Origin of the sequence: Lentzea sp. NPDC102401, from assembly GCF_044765805.1 — a bacterium.
Lineage (GTDB): Bacteria > Actinomycetota > Actinomycetes > Mycobacteriales > Pseudonocardiaceae > Lentzea > Lentzea sokolovensis.
The window spans coordinates 1-20,161 of record NZ_JBIWKS010000029.1; the positions used below are offsets into that span (position 1 = coordinate 1).

The 20,161-nt window shown below is 68.8% G+C and carries 20 protein-coding genes and 4 pseudogenes; 12 read left to right on the forward strand and 12 right to left on the reverse strand.

Annotated features, from left to right (window positions below):
- Nucleotides 1-298: 298 nt before the first annotated feature.
- Nucleotides 299-547 (forward strand): annotated as a pseudogene (locus ACIRG5_RS47830) (transposase); the annotation flags it as partial.
- A 253-nt stretch (nt 548-800) separates the two neighbouring features.
- Nucleotides 801-1,157: a transposase gene (locus ACIRG5_RS47835; protein ID WP_402918331.1), complete on the forward strand. Its 357-nt coding sequence runs from the start codon at nt 801-803 to the stop codon at nt 1,155-1,157.
- Here ACIRG5_RS47835 and ACIRG5_RS47840 read toward each other — a convergent pair.
- The 3 genes and pseudogenes from ACIRG5_RS47840 to ACIRG5_RS47850 all read right to left on the reverse strand — a co-directional run.
- A pseudogene (locus ACIRG5_RS47840) lies at nt 1,146-1,607 on the reverse strand (IS3 family transposase); the annotation flags it as partial. The gene ACIRG5_RS47835 and the pseudogene ACIRG5_RS47840 sit on opposite strands and share 12 nt — an antisense overlap.
- 127 nt (nt 1,608-1,734) lie before the next feature.
- Nucleotides 1,735-1,980, reverse strand: a pseudogene (locus ACIRG5_RS47845) (transposase); the annotation flags it as partial.
- A gap of 397 nt (nt 1,981-2,377) precedes the next feature.
- Complete coding sequence (locus tag ACIRG5_RS47850; RefSeq protein WP_402918259.1) at nt 2,378-2,557, reverse strand: hypothetical protein; 180 nt, start codon at nt 2,555-2,557, stop codon at nt 2,378-2,380.
- 263 nt (nt 2,558-2,820) lie between these two features.
- Between ACIRG5_RS47850 and ACIRG5_RS47855 the strand changes: the two genes are divergently transcribed.
- The gene (locus ACIRG5_RS47855) at nt 2,821-3,057 is read left to right on the forward strand and encodes a hypothetical protein (protein WP_402918262.1); all 237 of its coding nucleotides are present in this window, start codon (nt 2,821-2,823) and stop codon (nt 3,055-3,057) included.
- Here ACIRG5_RS47855 and ACIRG5_RS47860 read toward each other — a convergent pair.
- The 7 genes and pseudogenes from ACIRG5_RS47860 to ACIRG5_RS47890 form a co-directional block, all read right to left on the reverse strand.
- Nucleotides 3,035-3,430, reverse strand: coding sequence for a nuclear transport factor 2 family protein (locus ACIRG5_RS47860; RefSeq protein ID WP_402918265.1), 396 nt, complete (start codon nt 3,428-3,430; stop codon nt 3,035-3,037). The genes ACIRG5_RS47855 and ACIRG5_RS47860 overlap by 23 nt on opposite strands.
- Nucleotides 3,427-3,738, reverse strand: coding sequence for a MoaF-related domain-containing protein (locus tag ACIRG5_RS47865; RefSeq protein ID WP_402918267.1), 312 nt, complete (start codon nt 3,736-3,738; stop codon nt 3,427-3,429). Before ACIRG5_RS47865 ends, ACIRG5_RS47860 begins: the two co-directional genes overlap by 4 nt.
- 87 nt (nt 3,739-3,825) lie before the next feature.
- Nucleotides 3,826-4,134, reverse strand: a complete 309-nt coding sequence (locus ACIRG5_RS47870; RefSeq protein WP_402918269.1) for a GNAT family N-acetyltransferase — start codon at nt 4,132-4,134, stop codon at nt 3,826-3,828.
- A 140-nt stretch (nt 4,135-4,274) separates the two neighbouring features.
- Nucleotides 4,275-4,877, reverse strand: a complete 603-nt coding sequence (locus ACIRG5_RS47875; RefSeq protein WP_402918334.1) for an ABC transporter substrate-binding protein — start codon at nt 4,875-4,877, stop codon at nt 4,275-4,277.
- Nucleotides 4,822-5,355: pseudogene (locus ACIRG5_RS47880) on the reverse strand (ABC transporter substrate-binding protein); the annotation flags it as partial. The gene ACIRG5_RS47875 and the pseudogene ACIRG5_RS47880, both read right to left, overlap by 56 nt.
- Before the next feature lie 122 nt (nt 5,356-5,477).
- Nucleotides 5,478-6,140, reverse strand: coding sequence for a hydrolase (locus ACIRG5_RS47885; RefSeq protein ID WP_402918272.1), 663 nt, complete (start codon nt 6,138-6,140; stop codon nt 5,478-5,480).
- A 43-nt stretch (nt 6,141-6,183) separates the two neighbouring features.
- Nucleotides 6,184-6,738: an NADPH-dependent F420 reductase gene (locus tag ACIRG5_RS47890; RefSeq protein ID WP_402918275.1), complete on the reverse strand. Its 555-nt coding sequence runs from the start codon at nt 6,736-6,738 to the stop codon at nt 6,184-6,186.
- Between the two features lie 180 nt (nt 6,739-6,918).
- Here ACIRG5_RS47890 and ACIRG5_RS47895 point away from each other — a divergent pair, with 180 nt between their 5' ends.
- Nucleotides 6,919-7,842, forward strand: a complete 924-nt coding sequence (locus ACIRG5_RS47895) for a LysR family transcriptional regulator (RefSeq protein ID WP_402918337.1) — start codon at nt 6,919-6,921, stop codon at nt 7,840-7,842.
- A 310-nt stretch (nt 7,843-8,152) separates the two neighbouring features.
- On the opposite strand, the gene ACIRG5_RS47900 is transcribed toward ACIRG5_RS47895, so the two are convergent.
- Nucleotides 8,153-8,884 (reverse strand): MerR family transcriptional regulator, encoded by a 732-nt coding sequence (locus ACIRG5_RS47900; RefSeq protein ID WP_402918278.1) that lies wholly within the window; start codon nt 8,882-8,884, stop codon nt 8,153-8,155.
- 972 nt (nt 8,885-9,856) lie between these two features.
- Here ACIRG5_RS47900 and ACIRG5_RS47905 point away from each other — a divergent pair.
- The 5 genes from ACIRG5_RS47905 to ACIRG5_RS47925 all read left to right on the forward strand — a co-directional run bounded on the left by ACIRG5_RS47905 (nt 9,857) and on the right by ACIRG5_RS47925 (nt 15,239).
- Nucleotides 9,857-10,522 (forward strand): DUF3159 domain-containing protein, encoded by a 666-nt coding sequence (locus tag ACIRG5_RS47905; RefSeq protein WP_402918281.1) that lies wholly within the window; start codon nt 9,857-9,859, stop codon nt 10,520-10,522.
- A 180-nt stretch (nt 10,523-10,702) separates the two neighbouring features.
- A complete protein-coding gene (locus ACIRG5_RS47910; RefSeq protein WP_402918283.1) occupies nt 10,703-11,431 on the forward strand; it encodes a MerR family transcriptional regulator in 729 nt (242 codons plus the stop codon).
- 43 nt (nt 11,432-11,474) lie between these two features.
- Nucleotides 11,475-12,200 carry a flavodoxin family protein gene (locus tag ACIRG5_RS47915; RefSeq protein ID WP_402918286.1) on the forward strand — a complete coding sequence of 242 codons (726 nt, stop codon included), beginning with the start codon at nt 11,475-11,477 and terminating at the stop codon, nt 12,198-12,200.
- 84 nt (nt 12,201-12,284) lie between these two features.
- Nucleotides 12,285-13,229: a DUF5996 family protein gene (locus ACIRG5_RS47920; protein ID WP_402918288.1), complete on the forward strand. Its 945-nt coding sequence runs from the start codon at nt 12,285-12,287 to the stop codon at nt 13,227-13,229.
- A gap of 183 nt (nt 13,230-13,412) precedes the next feature.
- On the forward strand, nt 13,413-15,239 hold the full coding sequence (locus tag ACIRG5_RS47925) for a carboxylesterase/lipase family protein (RefSeq protein ID WP_402918291.1): 1,827 nt from the start codon (nt 13,413-13,415) through the stop codon (nt 15,237-15,239).
- Nucleotides 15,240-15,309: 70 nt separating this feature from the next.
- Here ACIRG5_RS47925 and ACIRG5_RS47930 read toward each other — a convergent pair whose 3' ends face one another.
- Nucleotides 15,310-18,051: an ATP-binding protein gene (locus tag ACIRG5_RS47930; RefSeq protein ID WP_402918294.1), complete on the reverse strand. Its 2,742-nt coding sequence runs from the start codon at nt 18,049-18,051 to the stop codon at nt 15,310-15,312.
- Between the two features lie 306 nt (nt 18,052-18,357).
- Here ACIRG5_RS47930 and ACIRG5_RS47935 point away from each other — a divergent pair, with 306 nt between their 5' ends.
- The 3 genes from ACIRG5_RS47935 (at nt 18,358) to ACIRG5_RS47945 (ending at nt 20,142) form a co-directional block, all read left to right on the forward strand.
- A complete protein-coding gene (locus ACIRG5_RS47935; RefSeq protein ID WP_402918296.1) occupies nt 18,358-19,197 on the forward strand; it encodes an alpha/beta fold hydrolase in 840 nt (279 codons plus the stop codon).
- A gap of 77 nt (nt 19,198-19,274) precedes the next feature.
- Nucleotides 19,275-19,457 (forward strand): hypothetical protein, encoded by a 183-nt coding sequence (locus ACIRG5_RS47940; RefSeq protein ID WP_402918299.1) that lies wholly within the window; start codon nt 19,275-19,277, stop codon nt 19,455-19,457.
- 106 nt (nt 19,458-19,563) lie between these two features.
- Nucleotides 19,564-20,142 (forward strand): zinc-binding dehydrogenase, encoded by a 579-nt coding sequence (locus tag ACIRG5_RS47945; protein ID WP_402918301.1) that lies wholly within the window; start codon nt 19,564-19,566, stop codon nt 20,140-20,142.
- Nucleotides 20,143-20,161: the final 19 nt, after the last annotated feature.

Consider the following 20,161-nt stretch of genomic DNA (forward strand, 5'->3'; position numbering starts at 1 on the left):
GCGCGGAGTCGACTGGCAATTCACCACCCAGGACGCCCGCACCCGACTCCGCCACCTCTACCCCAAAGGTTAGAAGCGACGGTCTACTAGTGGTGCTGCCCAGATCGTTGACCAGGTAATTGATCTTCCAGGCTGATCGGGTCAGGCTGGTCCCGCTTGTCGAGTGCGGGAGGTGGTCATGGCTCGTCGTCCGGGCGTGTTCGTCCGCGGGTTATCGACGGAAGAGGGACGCAAGCTGGCGCGGATCACCAGGACCGCGAAGGACCCGGTGAAGCTGCGGCGGGCGATCGTGGTGCTGATGTCCGGCCAAGGCCAGGCGGTCCGTGACATCACCTCGTTGATGCAGGTCGGCGAGGACTACGTGCGGGACGTGATCCACGCGTTCAACGAACGGGGGTTCGCGGCGCTGGACCCAAAATGGAGCGGGGGACGCCCGAAGACGATCGGTGACCGGATCCGCGAGCGGATCTGCCTGATCGCCCGGACGTCTCCCTCCGACTGGGGCATCACCGCGTTCTCCACCTGGTCGCTAAGCAAGCTGTGCGCCCACCTGCTCGACCGGGGCACCGTCGCCGCGATCAGCCGGGAAACCCTGCGCCGCATCCTGCGCGCGGGCGGGATCTCCTGGCAGGCCAGCACCACGTGGAAGGCCTCGACCGACCCGGACTTCATCGCCAAGATGCACCTCTACGATCACCCGCCCACCGACGGCCGGGTCATCTGCGTGGACGAGTTCGGTCCACTCAACCTGTTTACCCCGCAAGGGAAAGTCCTGGCGCCTGCAGGCCAGGCCGCGACGGCTGCGGGCGACCTACAACCGCAACGACGGCGTGATGCACATGCTCGCCGCACTCGACCTGACCACCGGCCACATCTCCTACCGGATCCGATCCCGCAAACGCCGCCAGGAGTTCCTGGCCTTCCTCAAGACTCTGCGAACCCGCTGGCCCGGCGAGAAGCTGTATGTCGTCTGCGACAACTTCTCCCCACACCGCCACGCCGACGTTCGTATCTGGTGCGCCGGCAACCAGGTCGAGTTGGTGTTCGTGCCCACCTACTCGTCGTGGTTGAACTGGATCGAGTCCGAGTTCGCTGCGGGTCCACAGCCCCATCTCCAGGGCGTCGAGCGCCAGATCGGTGCGCAGCGACGTGGATAGCTGCCAGCCGACGACGCGGCGGGAGAACACGTCGAGCACGAACGCGGCGTAGACCCAGCCGCTGAAGGTACGGATGTAGGTGATGTCGGCTACCCACAGACGGTTGGGCGCCGCCGCGGCGAACTCTCGCCTGACAAGGTCCGGGCGCGGGTCGCTACCCTTGCCGCTGCGCGTGATGCGCGGGGTCTTCAGTCGGGAAATCCCTTGCAGCCCAGTAGCTTTCATCAGGCGGGCGACGGTACAGCGGGCGACTGGAAGCCCGGTGACCCCGCCCTGGAGGGCCAGCTCGGCGTAGATCTTGCGCACGCCGTACACACCGTAGTTCGTCTCGTGCACCTCCTTGATCTTCTCGGTGACCACCGCGTCGCGGACCGCGCGCGCCGAAGGCGGGCGGGAACGCGCGGCGTAGTAGGTGCTCGGAGCGATCTTGACGCCGGCTTCGGTCAGCACGGCACAGATCGGCTCGACTCCGAACTCGTGCTTGTGGGCGTCGATATAGGCGACGATCAGCGGGAGGGGCGGTCCAGCTTGACGCGAAGAAAGCAGACGCGGACTTCAGGATCCCGTTGGCACGCCGCAGTTCCCGGTTCTCCCGCTCGAGCTGCGCGATCCGCTCCGCATCGCTCGACGTGGTGCCCGGCCGGTCACCGCCATCGATCTCCGCGCGTTTGACCCAGGTCCGCAACGCCTCAGGGTGGATCCCGAGCTGGTCGGCGATCCGCTTGATCGCCCCGACCGCGGACGCCGGATCCCGGCGGGCCTCCACGACCATCCTGGTCGCCCGCTCACGCAGCTCGTCTGGGTACTTCTTCGGTGCGGCCATTGCTCCTCATCATCCAGGCTTGACGGTCTCCATCAAACCCGGTACGGAACATGAGCGTGCGACCGGATCTACCAGATCCGGTCGTGTCTCCTGCTCCCGGAAATACTAAGTGCTCATCTGTGCCGTGATCGCCGTACGCGTCCGTTCAGGGCCGTTGAACTGCGGTTTGATGCCGTTGAGCGCAGTTCAGGCCGCTTCGAGGACTCCTTCTGTGTGAACTATGGCACTGAGAACGCGCTGAACTGCGAAACCGAGACTCCTGCAGGTCGGCGCGGTTTCGTTCAGGTCCATTGAGGACCGTTCCGGTACGTTCGACGCACGGAGTTGCTCCCAATCTGCTCCCACTCCGTGCTCCCAAGGCTCATCGGCGCTGTCTTGCTTGTGGTCGGCCGCACGCTCAGCGGCAGAAGCGGACGTTGCCGCCGCGAACGTTCGCCTGGCACCGCTCGCGAGACCGTTCGACCGAAGCTGTGTGAGAGTCGGTGATGCGCCGCTCGACGATCTCCGCGATCCCGTGCTGGGTCTGGCCCACGTTCGCGACCAGGTCGCTGATGGTCCACTTCGGGGCGGTCGGCACCGCGGCGTCATCCGTGCACCACCTGAGTTGAATGGGTGGGATCCCCTCAGTCGGGTAACGACGTCGACTACCGGGACGACTGCCGGTTGACACTCCGTCCGCCGACCGAGGGATGCCCGATGGAGCTGAAGGAACCGGTGGCCACGACCGCGAAGGTCGAGGCCACCAAGGCAAATCCAGTCAAGTAGTCGACCGCCGCGAAGACCAAGGAGCGCGAGGCGTTCCGTGCCGCGCTGCCGTCGAAGGCGGAGTTCACCAAGGCGGTGCTCGCCAATCTGGAGAAGGACCTCAAGGCCGCGTTCGCCGCTGACCCCGACCTGAAAGGCGTCAGCAAGGACGATCTGGCGGCGTGGGTCGCCGCCGATGTCGACGAGGCCTTCGCCGCGATGGCCAAGCCCAGTTGCCACTCTCCTTCGGTGTGGCTGCGCCCGGTCAGGTGGGGTGCCGGATACGCCGCCCTCTCCCGCCCGCGGAACGTCAGATCATCGGGTTGCCGGTGACGGTCGCCTCGGGGGAGGTGAGGTCCTGGACAACATCCCAGTGTTCGACGATACGGCCGTTCTCGAGCCGGAAGATGTCGACGATGACGACCGGGTTCGGTGCCCAGCCGTGCACGATGCTGTGGGTGAACACGAGGTCGCCCTGTGCGGCGATCCGCTTCGGCTCCCACGAGAAGCCCTCCAGACGCGGTACGACGGCGCGCAGCGCGTCCAGACCGCTGGCCATCTGAGGACTGTGCTGGACGTAAGGCTCGGACCAGTACCGGTCGAGCGCCGTGAGGTCTTTCTCGGCGAAGAGTTCTCGCATGGCCGTCAGTACGATTTCGGTGTTGCGTTGAGCCTGGTCGGTCGCCGTGTTCGCGGCCATGGTCATGCCTCCTCGATAGTCCCGACAAAGTTGTGGAGAGTGCCGTCGACGGTCACGTTGGAATACAGCGTCGCGTTGGCGAAGTCCTCGACGTGGGTGACGGTGGCACCGCTGGCCTCCGTCCACGAGTTCAGGTAGACGCCGTCGCGGATCTTCCTCAGGTCGAGCTTCACGGTTTCCGCGTGACCGTCGGGCGCAAGCCCACCGCCGCTCTCGACGACGAAGCTGCCCTGCGTCTGCGAATCGAAGGTGAACCGGACCTTCAGCTCACCCAAGTTGAACCGGTAGCTTCTGCCGATCATCTGCTCGGTCATGACGTCCTTACCCTCTTGAACCGGTCTGGGTGCACCACGCGGACCACCTGCTCGGACCGACTCGCCATCGCTGCCGTGCCTTGCGGTTCAGTCGCTGACCCTGCTGCGGGACTGGTACACCAGGTCGTGGTACTCGGGGTGCCGGGCGATCCACCCCGCGAAGAACGGGCAGGTGGGCAGAACCAGCAGACCTGCGGCGCGGGCCTCGTCGAGGCCCGCGCGGGCAAGGGCCGCCCCGACCCCCCTGCCCTCGTACTCCGGCGAGACCTCGGTGTGTACGAACGCGATGAGTTCCGCGGTGCGGATGTACTGCGCGACACCCGCGACCTTGGACTCTCCCTCGACTCGAGCTTCGTACTGCTTGGCTTCGGGGACATCCTTCACCTTCACTGCCATGCGTCCTCCGTCAGTTTTCATGTCCGATCGCGAACTCCGGCCGGTGGCGCTCACCCGACGTGACCACGTCGACGCCGGTCTGATCGATCAGTACGGCCTCGGTGACCGCAGCGCGGATCGCCTGCGCGTGCGAGACGACCTCATCCCGACTGCGCCAACGCCTGCTCGTCCAGGCTTCCCGTTGCGGCGACGGCTTGTTCGATGACCTGCATCTGTGCGTACGCCTGGGGTGCCATGTAGGAGCCGATCAGATCCGCGTTCTCGGCTGGTGCCCGTAGCTGGTAGGTGTTCATGAGCGTCTGCACACCGGTGAACATCATGCTCGGCACGGGGAGCCAGTACTCGTAGTCCACCAGCCCGTTCAGAAGTGGCCCGAGTGCGCTCTTCACCGCTGTCGACTGAGGTCCGATCACGGCCCCGCCGACCATCTTCGGCACCCAGTCGCTGCCGCGCAGCGCCCGGATCAGGCCGATCGAGTCGTCGAGGTAGGAGCACAGCAGGAGCAGGTCCGGGTCCTGGTCGGCCACGGAGGCGATGATCGGCGTGAACTCGTCGGTAGACAGCGGATAGGTTCTCTCGTCGACGACGGTGAATCCGTGTTTCCTGGCGTTCTCCGCGGCACCGATGATGTGGTTTGCGGGCGAATTCCGCGTCCGCCGAGATGAAGGCCGCGGTGCGGGGGCGCGGCACCTGCCGGGCGGCGAGTTCGAAGAAGCCCTCGGTGAGCGCGGAGCTGGGGTCAGGTCCGGCGGGGATCATCGCGAAGTAGTTCGGGTACTGCCGTTCGGTGTTGACGCCGAGTCCTGTCAGCCCCACGAAACAGCGGTTGCGTTCGGCGATGAGCGGCATCGCCGGAGCGAGCGTGTTCGTGTCGTAGCCGCCAAGCACGAGGTCGACCGCGTCGACGTCCATCAGCCGCCGGTAGATGCCGGGGACTCGCGTGCCATCGGTTCGATCGTCGTAGACGACGAGCTGGGCGGGGCGCCCGAGCAGCCCACCGCGGCTGTTGACGTCGTCGATCCAGATCTTCTGCGCGAGCAGGGCCGAACGCCCGTTGAGGCCGAGCGCGCCGGTCAGCGACATGCTCACCCCGATCGTGATCGCCTCGTGCGCGGCGTCGGCAGCCGGGTACCGCACCGCGCGCTCCGAGTGAGCTGCGCCGCTTCCCGTGCCGCCCTCGTCTGGCACCTCTGCGCCAGCGGCGGTTGCGGACATGACCATCCTTACGACGTTTCCGCGTTTGTCTTTCGTGGTGAGTGGTCGCTGGCCACTCGTTGACACACCAGGAGCCGGGTCCGGCACACGGTGTACGAGCCAGACCCGCCTCCAGCGAGGCGTCGGCGCTACACGCCAGCTCCATCGGTGGCGTGTGTGGCCAGCAGTTGCAGCTCCCAGGCGAACGCGATCCCGCTGGCGCCGGCGTGTTCCTGGACAACCTGTGTGAGCTCGGCGAGCGTCGACTCGCGCGCCCAGTCGCGCTGCCATTCGCCGGACACGGCGAGCCAGGTGATGGGCACCACGCCGGCCTGCACCATGCGGCGCACCGCCATGTCGTGCGCCTCGGCGCTGACCCCGCCACAGGCGTCGGTGACCACGAAGACGTCGTAGCCCTCAGCCAGTGCCTGGATGGCGGGCATGGCGACGCAGATCTCCGTCCACAGCCCGGCGATGATCAGCTTCTTGCGGCCCGTCTTCTCCACGACGTCGACGACACGACGGTCTTCCCAGGTGTTGATGTACGTGCGATTGATCGGCTTCTGGTCGGGGAAGACGTCCTGGAGGGCCTTGATGAGGTACCCGCCACGTTCTTCGAGCACCGTGGTCAGCACCGTGGGGACGGCGAACGCCTTGGCGAGCTTGGCCAGGCCGACGACGTTGTTGACGATCATGGTCGAGTCGTGGCTGTTGAGATTGGCGAACTGGTAGGGCTGATGGTCGATGAGCACCAGTACGCTCTCTTCGGGGGTGAGCAGCGCATCGAGTCCGGCCTTGGCGGTTCGCGTCACGATGTTCCTTCCGCGTGTTGGGTTGAACGTCCGATGATCACGATCAGAGCTGTTCGGGTGATGCCAGCCGGTAGACGAACTGACCGAGCCCGGACTGCGCGATCGCGAAGATCGGGCCGGCCAGTCCTTCCTGCGTGGCGGCCATGCTCAGGTCGCCCAGGCGGACCGCCTCGTAGCCGGCGTCGAGACTGAGCTGCCTGACGACGCCCTGGACTTCGTCGTCACCGGACCACAGGTTGCTCGGCCGTACCCTGGCGTCGGCGACCTGCCCGAAGAGGGAGGCGAAGTTGGTGCTGAACGCCTTCGCCGTCGGCCCGCCCGTCACCGACTTGACGTACTCGGCGTTGGAGGACGATCCGGCCGGAGGCAGGGCACCGCCGTAGAGGTTCGTGGCGTCGAGCACCGTTTTGCCCTCTAGCCCGACGATGGATGACAGAGCCACTTCCACAGCGGTTCCCGGGACGGCGAGCAGCACCACGTCCGAGGCGCCGACGTCGCCACCGCCACGCCCCAGCCGCGTCACCTGGTGCCCGGCACGCTCCCACAGGTCGGCCAGCCCGCCGCCTATGTTGCCTCGTCCGAGCACGGCGATGTTCATGCTTCTCTCCTTGCCTGGGGAAGTGGGATGGAGGCCGGTCACGCGAACCGACACCAGCTCCGACCAGGTCCGACGGGCGGTTTGGTACGCCTCTCGTGGCCTGGGAACGACATTACGGAGGCCATCCCGCGGGCGTCCAAGACTTGTCCGGACGCCCGGCAGTAGGATCCTTCTATCGATATCAGTCCCCGCGTCCTCCGCTACTTCGTGGCCCTAGCCGAGGAACTCCACTTCGGCCGCGCGGCCACGCGGCTCTACATCGCTCAACCGTCCCTGAGCCATCAGATCCGCAAGCTCGAGGAGACCCTCGGCACCCCGCTGTTCGTGCGTTCGAGCCGTAGCGTGCAGCTCACCGCCGCGGGCAGGACACTGGCTCGCGAGGCGCCGAAAGCGCTGGCCGCACTGGAGCAAGCCGTGCAGCTCACCCGGCTGTCCGGGGCGGGGATCGCGACGACGATCCGGTTGGGTTACACACCGGTGACGAGCTTCGACACGCTCACGGCGCTCCTGGATTCTCTCCGGGAAGACCACCCCGACTTCATGGTCGACGCTCGAGAGTTCTTCAGCGCCGAGATTCCCGAACGTCTCCAGGCAGGAGAGCTGGACGTCGGCCTCGCTCTGTCACCGCAACTCGTCGACGGGGTGAATGGCGAGCTCCTTCGCGAAGAGCCCGTCTCCGCGGTCCTCAGCGCTCACCATCGCCTCGCTGACGCACCGCGTATCCCGGTGACGGCCCTCCGCGACGAGACGCTGCTGCTGTTCGCCCGCCACCACGCCCCGGTGTACTACGACAGCATCGTCGCCGCGTGCCACGAGGCGGGCTTCTCTCCCGAGATCTGCACGTTCGACGAACCACCGGTGAACGCCATGCTCGCCCGGCTCTTCAGCGGGCGCGAGCTCAGCTTGTCCCCGACATCGTTCGCCGAGCACGCCGTCAAGACCAGCACCGGTATCGTCGTTCGTGACGTCGTCGATCCGCCGATCATGGCGGAACTCTCCGTGCTGTGGCGCGCGAACGATCCGTCCCCCGCCATCGCGAGCGTCGTCGACACCGCCCGGCGATGCGCTGAACGCAACAAATGGCTACGCGACCCCAGCGCGTAGCGTGCGACGCCGCGACCCGCAGCCTTGACCACCGAACGTCCGCTGCATGAGTCAGGTGACAGTTGTGGTCACGCGGCCCGGCTGGCGTGGTCGTAACTGCTTCGTGTTCGATGGGAGAACCTCCGCGCTCACAACGCCCCGACCGCGGCGAGCTTGTCGAACAACGCCCGCGGCTTTGTTCGACATCGGGCAGCGGTGCGTCGTGCGGTCGCTTGGCGGTCGGGTCCAGGCCGCCGGCATGGGGTTCGCCCTTACCGGCATCGAGTCCGAGAACGCGCTGAGGTCGCTGGTCGTCTCTCCTGCCGTTCATTCATCTCGAGTGGTCACCCGATCGCCGGATCATCAAGCCGATTCGACGCAGGACATCGCGCTGTGCGGGGTTGAAGAGGTCCCGGACGGCCTGCTCAATGGTCCGGCCAGCCGCGGTGTCCCTGAAGCCGGTCGTGTTCCAAAGCCTGGGAAGCATCGCGCAGATGGTCCTGCTCCGGGGGAGCAAACTGATCGCGAGCTCTTGACGGGTGCGCATGTCGGCGTTGGCCGGAAGGTGCTCGAACGTGGTCGCCGCAGCACTGGGGGGAGTCGCCTGGAGAGTCTCGAAGAAGGCGGTGAGCACAGCGGGGTCGAGGACCCGGCTCATCACGACGAGCAGTGAACGGTCGGCATCGGACAGACCCGTGTGCCGGATTCGCGCGGCGAGTTCCGGTGGGAGGTCGACGGGTGCGGCCTGCTCGAGGATCTGGCGGATCTCGGTGCGTACCCCCTGCAACCGGTCGAGGGTCCTACCGAGGTGAATCTCCTGCACACACAGGGCTTTCCGGGGATGCTGGTCCTCGTCACCCAGCTCCGCGATCTGTGTCAGTGAGAACCCCAGGTCGGCGAGGCGCTTGATCCGCAAGGTGCGCACGAGGTGCGCTACGCCGTACAGCTTGTAGCCGTTGGCGCGACGTCGTGGCTCCTCCAGCAGGCCGACGTCGTGGTAGTGCCGCACCGCTCGCACGGTGGTGCCAGTGAGCTCGGCGAGCTCGCGGGTGCTCCAGGACACAGCTCATCCCTCCGCGATGTCGGGCGGTGACGGACGGCCAGGTGCACGTCCGCCGATGTCGGCCGACGTGGACGACACGTCCGGCCACCAGGGTCGCTTCGACCACGCTCTCTTCGCGTCGGTGGCAGTCCCCGCCTGCACTGCGGTGCTGGGCACCTAGGAGGCCGTCGGCGTGACAAGCCGATCAGGCTGGTGAAGTTCGCATCGGTGACAATCACCGCAATCGCACACATGCGGCCGCCGAAAAGGACAGGTTGAGTTCGCCGGACACCAGGCTGTCGGGCACCCCGGACGGACCGCCCTCCCGGCCAGAGCCCGGCCGTTCAGTCACGGGGACCTCTCGGGCGTCGTGCGTGCTGTGGGGCTCGTGGGTGAGGCGCCGTCGGCTCGACAGGACCGGCCCCGGCCGAATCGATCGAGCCCCTCAGTGCTCGCTTTCCCAGCGCGAAGGCCAATAACTCTGCGATCACGAGGCCGATGCCACCGATCTGCCCGGGATCAGGCCCTCACCCGGGAACACCGTGCGCACAGTCCCGCTCCCGTCCGGCGGTGAAGGTCGTCGGGGTTGTCCCGTGGACGTGATCCGTGCCGAGATTCGCGTGATCAGGTGCCGCTCACCGGCAGCCGTTCCGATTGGACACGCTCCAGTGCAGACGGTGACGTCACGGCACGGTCAAGCGCGCACGGCATGCCCCTCGTCACCTGTGCCACTGCGTTGTTCGTGCGACGCCAAGGGTCCGCTCCTGCCACCCGCCGGTAACCATCACCGTGCTCCGGCGGCAAGGTCGTCCTCGATCGCTGGTGCTCGGCGCGTGCCGAACTACCCAGGCTCACAAGCCGTGCGAGGTCGCGCAGCCGGGTCAAGTCGACCGACCGGCAGGCCCGCGCGTGGTCCCGGCCACTGCGGCTTGACTGTGCCGTTGCGGCACGGACTTCTCTGGAGAGACTCGAACAGGTGCTCCAGGAGGAGACATGACCACGACCGATCGGAACCGTGTACCGGCAGGGGAGGAGCGGGTCGTTCAAACGCCCGTCCCGAAGCGGCGGCCGACGCCGCTCGAACAGATGGGCGGCCCGGTCGGGTTCGTCTGCTCCGCCCTCCCGGTCTTCGTGTTCGTGACGGCCAACGCGTTCCTGCCGCTGAACGTGACGATCATGGTGTCGGTCGCGTTCGGACTGGCCATCGTCGGCTACCGGCTGCTGCGCGGGGAGCGGTTCAGCCTGGCCGCGGGCGGCCTTCTCGGGCTGGCCGTCGCCATCGGCATCGTCAGCCTGACCGGGTCGGCACGGGACTTCTTCGTCATCGGCATCTGGACCTATCTGGCGGCGTTCGTCATCACGCTCGGGTCGGTGCTGCTGCGCCGACCGCTGACCGGTGTCGCGTGGAGCCTCGTGCACGGCGGCAAGCACGCCTGGCGGGCCGACCGCCGCGTGCTGCACGCCCATGACGTCGCGACGCTCGCCGCCGCCGCGGTGTTCGGCGCCCGGTTCGCCGTGCAGCAATGGCTCTACGTCAGCAACGAGACCGGCTGGCTCGGCGTCGCCCGGATCGCGATGGGCTGGCCGCTGACCATCCTCGCCGCGCTGGTCGTGGTCTGGGCGTGGAGGCGCGGCACCCGGCTGCTGCCGTCGGCCTGACCGTGCCTCGTGCCCGCCCCGCTGATCTTCCTGGTTCGTCGGGCCTCGGCCACCTCCTGTCGCCGCGCGGCCTCGTTGCCCGGTTCGGCGAGGATGCGGGTGCCGGGCGCGATTCTCGAAAAGGTGCCGCCAGGACCGTCGCCTTGACCATGCCGCAGCGGCACGGTGTGAAGTGCGGACATGGCCTGGAGCACGCGGGAGATCGCCGAGCTGGCCGGAACCAGTCTGCGGGCGGTCCGGCACTACCACGAGTTCGGGCTGCTGCCCGAACCGGAGCGGCGATCCAACGGCTACAAGCAGTACGGAGTCACGCACCTGGTCCGGCTGCTGCGCATCAAGCGCCTGGCCGATCTCGGCTTCTCACTGTCCCGGATCGCGGAAATGGGAGAGGGCGATCATCATCCGGCGGAGGCCTTGCGGGCCTTGGACGCCGAGCTGAGCGCCACGATCGAGCGGTTGGCGCGAGCGCGGGTGGAACTCGGGCTGATCCTGCGGCACGGTGCGCCCGCCGATCTGCCCGTCGGCGTCGCCTCGGCGGCCGAGATGTCGGAGACCGACCGGTCACTCGTGCTCATCATGTCCCAGCTTCTCGGCTCGCGGCGCCGGGACGCCTACGCCGAGATGCTGCGCAGCGTGCCCCACGACCCGACCGACGACGAGTTCGACTCACTGGTCCCGGGCACCGGCGAGGAAGCCCGGCAGAGCCTGGCGGAACGCATGGTCCCTTACATCCGCCGGGTCTTGGGCGAGCATCCGGAGCTCGCGGGTTCGGACGCCCCGGCCGAGACGCGGTCGGCAGCCCGGATCGCGGCGGCCGCCCTGCAGGAGCTCTACAACCCCGCCCAGGCCGACGTGCTTCGCCGGGTTTGGCGACTCCTGGCAACCGATGTGTGGCCGAACGGCGCCTGAGAGGTGTCTGGTCAGCACGCACCGACCATCCGGAAGGATCCTCATGACCGATTCCGTGACCGCGCGGCCTGATTTCAGCGGGCTGCGCGCGATCTACATCAACTGCACCCTCACCCGATCTCCCGCCCTCAGCCACACCCAGGGCGTGATCGACCGGAGTGTGGCGATCATGGAGGCGAACGGGGTCGGCGTGGACCAGTTCCGCGCCGTCGATCACGACATAGCCACCGGCGTCCGCCCGGACATGACCGAGCACGGGTGGGAGACCGACGACTGGCCCGCCCTGCTGACGAGAGTCCTCGCGGCCGACATCCTCGTCATCGCCGGGCCGATCTGGCTGGGCGACAACAGTTCCGTCACCCGGAGGGTGATCGAACGGCTCTACGGTCACTCCGGAGTGTTGAACGAGCATGGCCAATACGCCTACTACGGGCGCGTCGCCGGTTGCCTGATCACCGGTAACGAGGACGGCCTCAAGCACTGCGCGATGAACATCCTCTACAGCCTGCAGCACCTCGGGTTCGCCGTTCCGCCCCAGGCAGACGCGGGCTGGATCGGCGAGGTCGGGCCCGGCCCCTCCTACCTGGACGAGGGCTCCGGCGGTCCGGACAACGACTTCACCAACCGCAACATCGCGTTCATGACCTACAACCTGCTTCACCTCGCGTCGATGATCCGGCGCGCCGGCGGGATCCCGGCCTACGGCAACCAGCGTGCGGCATGGGACGCCGGTTGTCGCCTCGACGATGCCAATCCCGAGTACCGCTGATCACCTGCGGCCGGCTCCGGGATGACGGATCCTCGAACACCACGACCTGTGCTCTACCAACGGCTCTGAAGAATGCGAGAACAAATGATCAACCCGGCAACGACGGGCTGGCCGAGTCTGCGGGTCTCGGACTGGACGTCCACTCGCGACACACTGCACATGTGGACCCAGATCGTGGGCAAGATCCGCATGGCCCATGCCCCGCTGCTCAACCACTGGTGGCAGGTGACCCTGTACGTCAGCCCACGTGGGTTGACGACCTCGGCCATCCCGTACCGCGAGGGGGCCTTCGAGATCGAGTTCGATTTCATCAGCCACTCGCTCGAGATCCGCAGCAGCAACGGCGGTACGCGGTGTCTCCCGCTCCGACCGATGACGGTCGCCGAGTTTTACGCCCAGGTTCTCGACCTGCTCGGCCAGTTGGGGATCGAGGCACCGATCCGGCCGCATCCCAACGAGGTGGAGCCGGCCATCCCCTTCACCGAGGACCGCGTTCACGCCTCCTACGAACCCGAGGCGGCCACCCTGTTCTGGCGGCAGTTGCTCCGGGCGAACCAGGTGATGGGCGAGTTCCGATCGCATTTCGTCGGCAAGGTCAGTCCGGTGCACTTCTTCTGGGGAGCGATGGACCTGGCCTGTACCCGTTTCTCCGGGCGAGGTGCTCCTCCGCATCCAGGTGGAGCGCCCAACTGCGGAGACTGGGTGATGGTCGAAGGATACTCGCGGGAACTGTCCAGCTGCGGGTTCTGGCCCGGCGGTGGAGAGGAAGGCGCCTTCTACTCCTACGCCTATCCCGCACCGGAGGGGTTCGCCGATCAGCCGATCGGTCCCGAGGGTGCGTTCTACAGCACCGAGTTCCAGCAGTTCCTGCTGCCCTACGAGGTTGCCCGCGTCGCGCCCGATCCCGATCGTGCGGTCGCCGAGTTCCTCCACACGACCTACCAGGCCGCCGCCGAACTCGGACGGTGGGACCGCTCCTCGCTCGAGGACGACCCCTTTCGGTGGAACGGAACCGGCACGACTCGGTAGGACGACGCCTGACTGTGCGCAACCCGCCGCACCGGGAACCGCTTCGTGCGTCATCCGCGCGGCCCCAGTGGCACCGGCGCAGCGCCTCGCGCCGGTGCCACTGGGGCCGCGGCCCGGCGGAGGGACCTCATGACCGTTCCTCCGCCCTCGCACGACCCCGACGACCCCCAGCTGGAGTAGACCTTGCCGACCATCAAGCCCGAAGCCCGCCGCCTGCTCGGGCTCCTGCTGCCGCTCGTGGTGCTGGCGCTCGCGTCGTCGGTGTTGCTGTACCTCAACCGGAGCGCGACGTGGGGATGGTTCGCCGCCGCCTTGCTGCTCGCCGGGATCACCGTCGTGGTCGTGCGCCTGCGCCGCCGGGCCGCGCGCGTGACCGCGTGGGGCGCGGTCATGGCCCTGCTGGCGGCGACGGTGTTCGGAAGTCATCCAGGCCCGCGGCACCGCGCCGCGGCGGGCGAGGGCACCATTCCCGGCGCGACCGTCCACACCGCGTACGGCCCGGTATCCGGGCTGCGGACCGCGGACGGGGCGGTCGAGGTGTTCGCGGGCATGCCCTACGCCCAGCCACCCGTCGGCGAGCTGCGGTGGCGCGCCCCGGTCCCCCCGAGGCCGTGGACTCAGGTGCGGGAGGCGGCGGCGTTCGCCGACGTGCCGGTGCAGCCGTCGTCGGCGTTCTGGCTGCGAGCGCTGCAGCAGACGGTGGACGTCCCGTTGGCGGAGGTGTTCGTCAACCCGTATCCGACCAGCGAGGACAGCCTCTACCTCAACGTCTGGCGCAGCACCCGGGCGAACTCGGCAGCGCTGCCGGTGATCGTGACGATTCCGGGCGGCGGGTTCGCGACGGGCTCGGGTGAGCTGCCAGTCCTCGACGGAGGTCCTCTGGCCCGGCGTGGCGATGTCATCACGGTCACCGTCAACTACCGGCTCGGTGTGTTCGGGTTCCTCGCCCACCCCGAGCTGGATGCCGAGTCCCCGCACGGCAGTTCCGGCAACTACGGCCTGCTCGACCAGGTGGCAGCGCTGCGCTGGGTCCGTGACAACATCGCGGCGTTCGGTGGGGACCCGCGGCGGATCACCATCGCGGGTGAGTCCGCGGGCGGGCAGAGCGTGTGTCTGCTGTCGACGATGCCGGCGGCCGAGGGGCTGTTCCACCGGGTGATCGGCGGGAGCGGGGGCTGCCTGGGGACAGCGGGGGACACCGAGGCCGGAGACCAGGTCGACACCCGCGAGGTGGCTCGCAGGGCCGGCCGGGAACTGAGCGACCGCCTGGGCGGTGCTTCTGTGGCGCAGCTGCGGGCGATGCCCGCCGACCGGGTGTTCGCTGCTTCGCGCGAGCTCGCAGCGCACTGGCGGCCGTCGCTCGACGGGCACGTGCTGCGCCGGGCCGCAGCCGAGGTGTTCGCCGCGGGGGAGCAGCACGACGTCCCGATCCTCGTCGGGAGCAACGCCGACGAGGCGTCACTCGCACGAGCCGCCCCGCCCGACACCGACCCGGCCGCCTACCGGTCCGACATCGAGCGTCGCTTCGGCGCGGATGCCGGGAAGTACCTGCGTCTCTATCCGGGCGGGTCGGACGAGGAGGTCCTCGACTCGCTCCTGCACGCGGACACCGACCGGCTCATGCACCGGGCGATGCACCTGTGGGCCCGTGAGCACAGCAGGAAGGCTGACGCCTACGTCTACTTCTTCACCCGAGTACCCCCTGATCCGGCGCTGCCGGAGTTCGGCGCCTACCACGGAGCCGAGCTGATGTACGCCTACGGAACCCTCGGCGCGACCGGCGACGCCGAATACACGGACCTCGACCACCGGCTGTCGGGACAGATGACCGACCGCTGGGTCCGGTTCGCGGCCACCGGGGACCCGAACGGACCCGGCCTGACCCGCTGGCCGTCCGCGGCCGAGTTCCCCGACCAGGTCATGGAGTGGGGCGAGCGCAGCGGTATGCGTCCACGACCACGCGCCGAGGCGGTCGACTTCTGGCTTCGGCACCAGGGACCGATCGCGTGACCTGCGAGCACCGTTGGACGAGAGACCGAGGACGGGAGACTGACGGCGGCGGCACCGGCACGCTCGCCGGTCAGGGGAGCTGCAGGTCGCGGAGCTGCCGCCGGGAGGTGATGCCGAGCTTGCGGAAGATGCTGCGCAGGTGGGCTTCGATCGTGCGCGGGCTCAGGAACAAGTGCGCGCCGGCCTCCCGGGAGGTCGCCCCGGTCGCCACCAGCCGTGCGATCTGCAGTTCCTGCGCGGTCAGCGCGTCAGCCGGCTGGGCGGTCCTTTTGCGGGGACGCTCGCCGGTACCGCGCAGCTCCCGCTCGGCGCGCGCGGCGAACGCGTCCATGCCCATCTCCGTGAGCATGTCGTGGGCGGTGCGCAGCTGCTGACGGGCAGCTTGACGGCGGCCCTCGCGGCGCAGCCACTCCCCGTAGACGAGGTGCGTGCGGGCGAGGTAAGCCTTCATCCGGCACCCTTGCAGCAGCTCGATCGCCTCGCGGTAGTGCTTCTCCGCGACGAGCCCGGTACTGGTCAGCGCTCGCGACCTCGCCGCCATCCCCAGCGCCCACCGGGTGCCGGTGGCGCGGGCCCGCAGGCCGAGCTCCTCCAGGCTGGCTGCCGCACGCTCGGGCTGCGCGGCGCGGGAGGCAGCCTCGACCAGCTCGGGAAGGGCCAGGTTGGCGTGCGGTGCGCTGAGAGGTTCGCACGCCTGCTCAGCGGCGTCGACCGCGACCGCGTAGTTGCCCAGACCGTTGTGGAGCACCGCATGAGCGAGTTGTGCCAGCGAGACCTCGGCATCGTTCCCGCGTGCGGTCGCCTCCTCGACGGCGGCTGCATGGATCTCGACGGTCTCTGCCTCGCGCCCCTGCCAGGCAGCGAGCACCAGCCGGCCGAACCGCAGCGGCACGCCCCCGGTCACCTGTCTGATGGCGGTTTCCTCCGCGATCAGCTCGGCGGCCCGAGCCGGCTCGCCGGCGAGCACCGACACGGCCGACAGGAACAGCATCGCCGGGGGCAGCGTGGCCAGTGCGCCTGCTTCGCGAGCGAGTCGGACGTGCTGGTGGGCCAGCACGGAGAGCAGTTCGTCGTCGAAAACCGTCAGCGCGGTGCGGCTGGCCAGCCACAGCCAGCGGCGGGTGCCGCCGTCGCCCGTCTTCACGACGTCAGGATCGTTGTCGCAGAAGGCCCGGAGCGCCCGGCGAAGTTCGGGCACGCCGGCCGCGAACCCTCGTGTGTAGATCGTCACCAGTCCGTCGAGCAACAAGTCACTCGGCCCCGGCGGTCCTGGCGGTGCGGGTGCGGCTCGTGCGGCTTCGGCCACCTGAGACAGAGCGGGGCCGCCGATGATGATGGCCGTGTCGAGCGCGTGGAGGTAGGTCTCGCGCGCCAGTGCGGCGTCGAGCGGGGCGAGCGTCTTGGCCGCGTCCAGCATCATCCCCGGCACCTCGCTGCCGCGCGTCAGCGTGAACGCGATCTGGGCGCGCAGCAGTTCGAGCCGGGCGCCCTGCAGGGCGCCCAACGGCCCGGACACCGCCACCGCCAGCAACTCCAGCGCGGTATCGGAAGCGCCCGCGGCGTGCTTGGCGTGCGCGGCCTCCAGCGCTCGACCCGCACGACGAGCAGGATCAGGAGTCAATGCGGCCGCTTGCTCCAGAAACGCGGCCGCGGCGGCGAACCCGCCACGGGCGCGTGCCCGCCCGGCCGAGCGTTCCAGCTCCGCCGCGGCGTCCTCGTCGGTGCCCAGCACCGCCTGCCCGCGGTGCCAGGCCCGCCAGTCGGGATCGCGCTGCGCGTCGGTCGCGATGCTCAGCGCGGCGTGTGCGCGGCGCCGGTCCGATGGCGGGGCGGCCCGGTAGACCGCCGAGCGCACGAGCGGGTGCCGGAACCGCACCCGAGTGTCGACGGTGAACAGCCCGGCGGCCTCCGCGGGCGACGCCGCGTCCCGGTTGATCCCCAGATGGGCCGCCGCGCTCCACAACAGCTCCGCGTCGCCGGTCGGCTCGGCTGCGGCGACCAGCAGCAGCGACCGCGTCTCGATCGGCAAGCTGCCCAAGCGGTGCGCGAAGCTGTCCTCGATCCGGCGCGGAACCCCCACCCCGTCTGGCAGATCGAACCCGCCCGCCCACTTTGCGGGATGGGCGCCGAGGGGCAGTTCCAGCAGCGCCAAGGGGTTGCCGCGTGCCTCGGCGACGATCCGGTCGCGCACGACATCGTCCAGCGGTGTGCGGACGGCGGAGGCCAGCAGCGCCCGAGCGTCGCCGTCGCCCAGCCCTGCCAGGTCCAGCTCGGGCAGTCCGGCGAACGGGTCGGCAGCGCCATCGCCGGCGTCGCGCCACCCGACCGCCAGCACGATCCGTTCTGCCGCCAAGCGGCGCGCCACGAAAGCGAGGACCTGGACGGACGCCTGGTCCAGCCACTGCGCGTCGTCTACCAGGCACAGCAGGGGCTTCTCCTCGGCCACCTCGGCCAGCAGGTTCAGCACGGCCAGCCCGACCAGGAACCGACCGGGCGCGGCACCGTCGCGAAGCCCGAACGCCACCCCGAGGGCGGCCTGCTGCGGCTCGGGCAGCGCCGCGGCGCGGTCCAGCAACGGTGCGCACAGCTGGTGCAGGCCGGCACAGACGAACTCGGCCTCGGACTGCACCCCGGCGGCAACCTCGACCCGGAACCCGTATCCGGCGGAGACGTCGCGGAGGTGCTGCAACAACGCGGTCTTGCCGATGCCGGCTTCCCCGCGAACCACGACGACCCCGCTGTGTCCGGCCTGCGCCTGCACCAGAAGGCGTTCGACCGCCTCGCGTTCCGCATGGCGGCCCAGGAGATCCATGAGGTTCGCTTCCTCCTGAGTCCGTCCACACCAGTACGGATCATTGTGGCCGAAGCCGACCACACCCCTCGGACAGGTATCCCGACGCGGACAGGATGGGCGATCCGAGCGCCCCGTGCCAGGTGCGGCGTGGGCTGCGCCGCGGTGACCACCCACCACACGGCTCGGTGAGCGCGCGGTCAACTAAGGGATTTCTACCGACGCGAATCGAGAGCCACCGCTATGAGCCTGGCGATGGCAACGGTCCAGTGACGACGAGGTCCTCCCAGACCTCGTCCTGAACGGGCCCCAGACAGGGAAGAGACCATGGGCTACATCACCGCCGGGAAAGAGAACAGCACCACCGTCGAGCTCTACTACGAGGACCATGGCACCGGCCGGCCGGTCGTCCTCATCCACGGTTATCCGCTGAACGGTCACAGCTGGGAACGTCAGACGCGCGAGCTACTGGCAGCCGGTTACCGGGTCATCACCTACGACCGCCGTGGTTTCGGCCAGTCGTCGAAGGTCGGGTCCGGGTACGACTACGACACTTTCGCCGTCGACCTGAACGCCCTCCTGGAGACCCTGGACCTCCAGGACGTCGTCCTCGTGGGGTTCTCGATGGGCACGGGCGAACTCGCCCGCTACGTCGCGCGGTACGGTCATCAGCGCGTCGCGAAGCTGGCGTTCCTGGCCTCGCTGGAGCCCTTCCTCGTCGCCACCACCGACAACCCCGAGGGCGTGCCGCGGGAGGTCTTCGACGGCATCGAGGCCTCGGCCAGGGCTGACCGCTACGCCTGGTTCGAGCAGTTCTTCTCGAACTTCTACAACCTCGACGAGAACCTCGGGCACCGCATCGGCCAGGAAGCCGTCACCGCAAGCTGGAACGTCGCCATCTCCAGTGCCCCCGTGGCCGCCCACGCCGTCGTCTCCGCCTGGATCGAGGATTTCCGCGCCGACGTCGAGGCGGTCCGCGGCAGCGGCAAGCCGACCCTGATCCTGCACGGTACCGCCGACCGGATCCTCCCCATCGAGGCCACGGCACACCGCTTCCGCCAAGCCCTGCCCGAGGCGCGGTACGTGGAGATCGACGGCGCCCCGCACGGGCTTCTCTGGACCCACGCGGACGAGGTCAACGCCGCACTCCGCGCGTTCCTGGACTGATCGGCCAGGACGCCGGGCGCCGTGCCCCCGCCGGTTGCCGCGGTGAGATTTCCGTGCTTGATGGTGCGCACGACTCTGTGGTCCGCGCACCATCAGGCACCACCCTCGCCGCGGCGGCCATCGAGGTGTTCGGCGAAGTGCCGTTCGATCGCGCGGTAGAGCCACAGCCGGTTCTCGGGGTCGGCGAAACCGTGACCCTCGTCGTCGGCGAGATAGGTGACCGGTACCCCGCGCTCGCGCAGCGGGGCGAGGATGGTTGACCAGGCGCTGGTCGCCCGTAAGCCCGCGCGCCTGTCGCACGTCGAGGCAGCCGGCCTCGCGCTCGTAGGCGTGACGGTGTGGGAAGCGCTGGTCTAACGCGCCGGGGTGCGGGCCGGGGAACGGGTCCTGGTGCACGGCGGAGCGGGCGGGGTCGGGTCGGCCGCCATCCAGATCGCCAGGGCGCTCGGAGCCGAGGTCGTGACCACCGCACGGGCCAGTGATCACGAGTTCGTCACCGCTCTGGGCGCCGACGCCGCGATCGACTTCTCCATCGGTGACTACGAGCCGCGGATCCGCGCGATGGGCGGGGTGGACGTCATCCTGGACACCGTGGGCGGGAGCACCCTCACCCGCAGCCCCGAGATTCTCGCCGACCGAGGACGCGTAGTGTCCATCATGGACACTTCCGAACCCCAGAACCTGCTCGCCGCGTGGGGCGTGAACGCGACCTACCACTTCGTCTTCGTCAGTCCCGGCCGGGCGAAGGTCGAGGCCCTCGGCCGACTGGTCGACCGGGGAGAACTCCGACCGGTGATCGGTGCCGTGCTGTCGCTGGCCGACATCGTGCAGGCACACGCACTGCTGGAAGGCGGCTCCGCCGACGAGGGGCGCAGGCGCCCCCGAGGCAAGATCGCCATCGCCGTGCACCCCCTGGACCAGTCGCCGCACGGAACGGAGTTCTAGAAGGCGATGCCGTGTCAGG

Bases quoted from the DNA above. Each gene is read 5' to 3' on its own strand.
- ACIRG5_RS47860 (WP_402918265.1), bottom strand. From the start codon at position 3,430: ATGACCATGGCCGCGAACACGGCGACCGACCAGGCTCAACGCAACACC.
- ACIRG5_RS47865 (WP_402918267.1), bottom strand. From the start codon at position 3,738: ATGACCGAGCAGATGATCGGCAGAAGCTACCGGTTCAACTTGGGTGAG.
- ACIRG5_RS47870 (WP_402918269.1), bottom strand. From the start codon at position 4,134: ATGGCAGTGAAGGTGAAGGATGTCCCCGAAGCCAAGCAGTACGAAGCT.
- ACIRG5_RS47890 (WP_402918275.1), bottom strand. From the start codon at position 6,738: ATGAACATCGCCGTGCTCGGACGAGGCAACATAGGCGGCGGGCTGGCC.
- ACIRG5_RS47905 (WP_402918281.1), top strand. From the start codon at position 9,857: ATGACCACGACCGATCGGAACCGTGTACCGGCAGGGGAGGAGCGGGTC.
- ACIRG5_RS47910 (WP_402918283.1), top strand. From the start codon at position 10,703: ATGGCCTGGAGCACGCGGGAGATCGCCGAGCTGGCCGGAACCAGTCTG.
- ACIRG5_RS47915 (WP_402918286.1), top strand. From the start codon at position 11,475: ATGACCGATTCCGTGACCGCGCGGCCTGATTTCAGCGGGCTGCGCGCG.
- ACIRG5_RS47920 (WP_402918288.1), top strand. From the start codon at position 12,285: ATGATCAACCCGGCAACGACGGGCTGGCCGAGTCTGCGGGTCTCGGAC.
- ACIRG5_RS47930 (WP_402918294.1), bottom strand. From the start codon at position 18,051: ATGGATCTCCTGGGCCGCCATGCGGAACGCGAGGCGGTCGAACGCCTT.
- ACIRG5_RS47935 (WP_402918296.1), top strand. From the start codon at position 18,358: ATGGGCTACATCACCGCCGGGAAAGAGAACAGCACCACCGTCGAGCTC.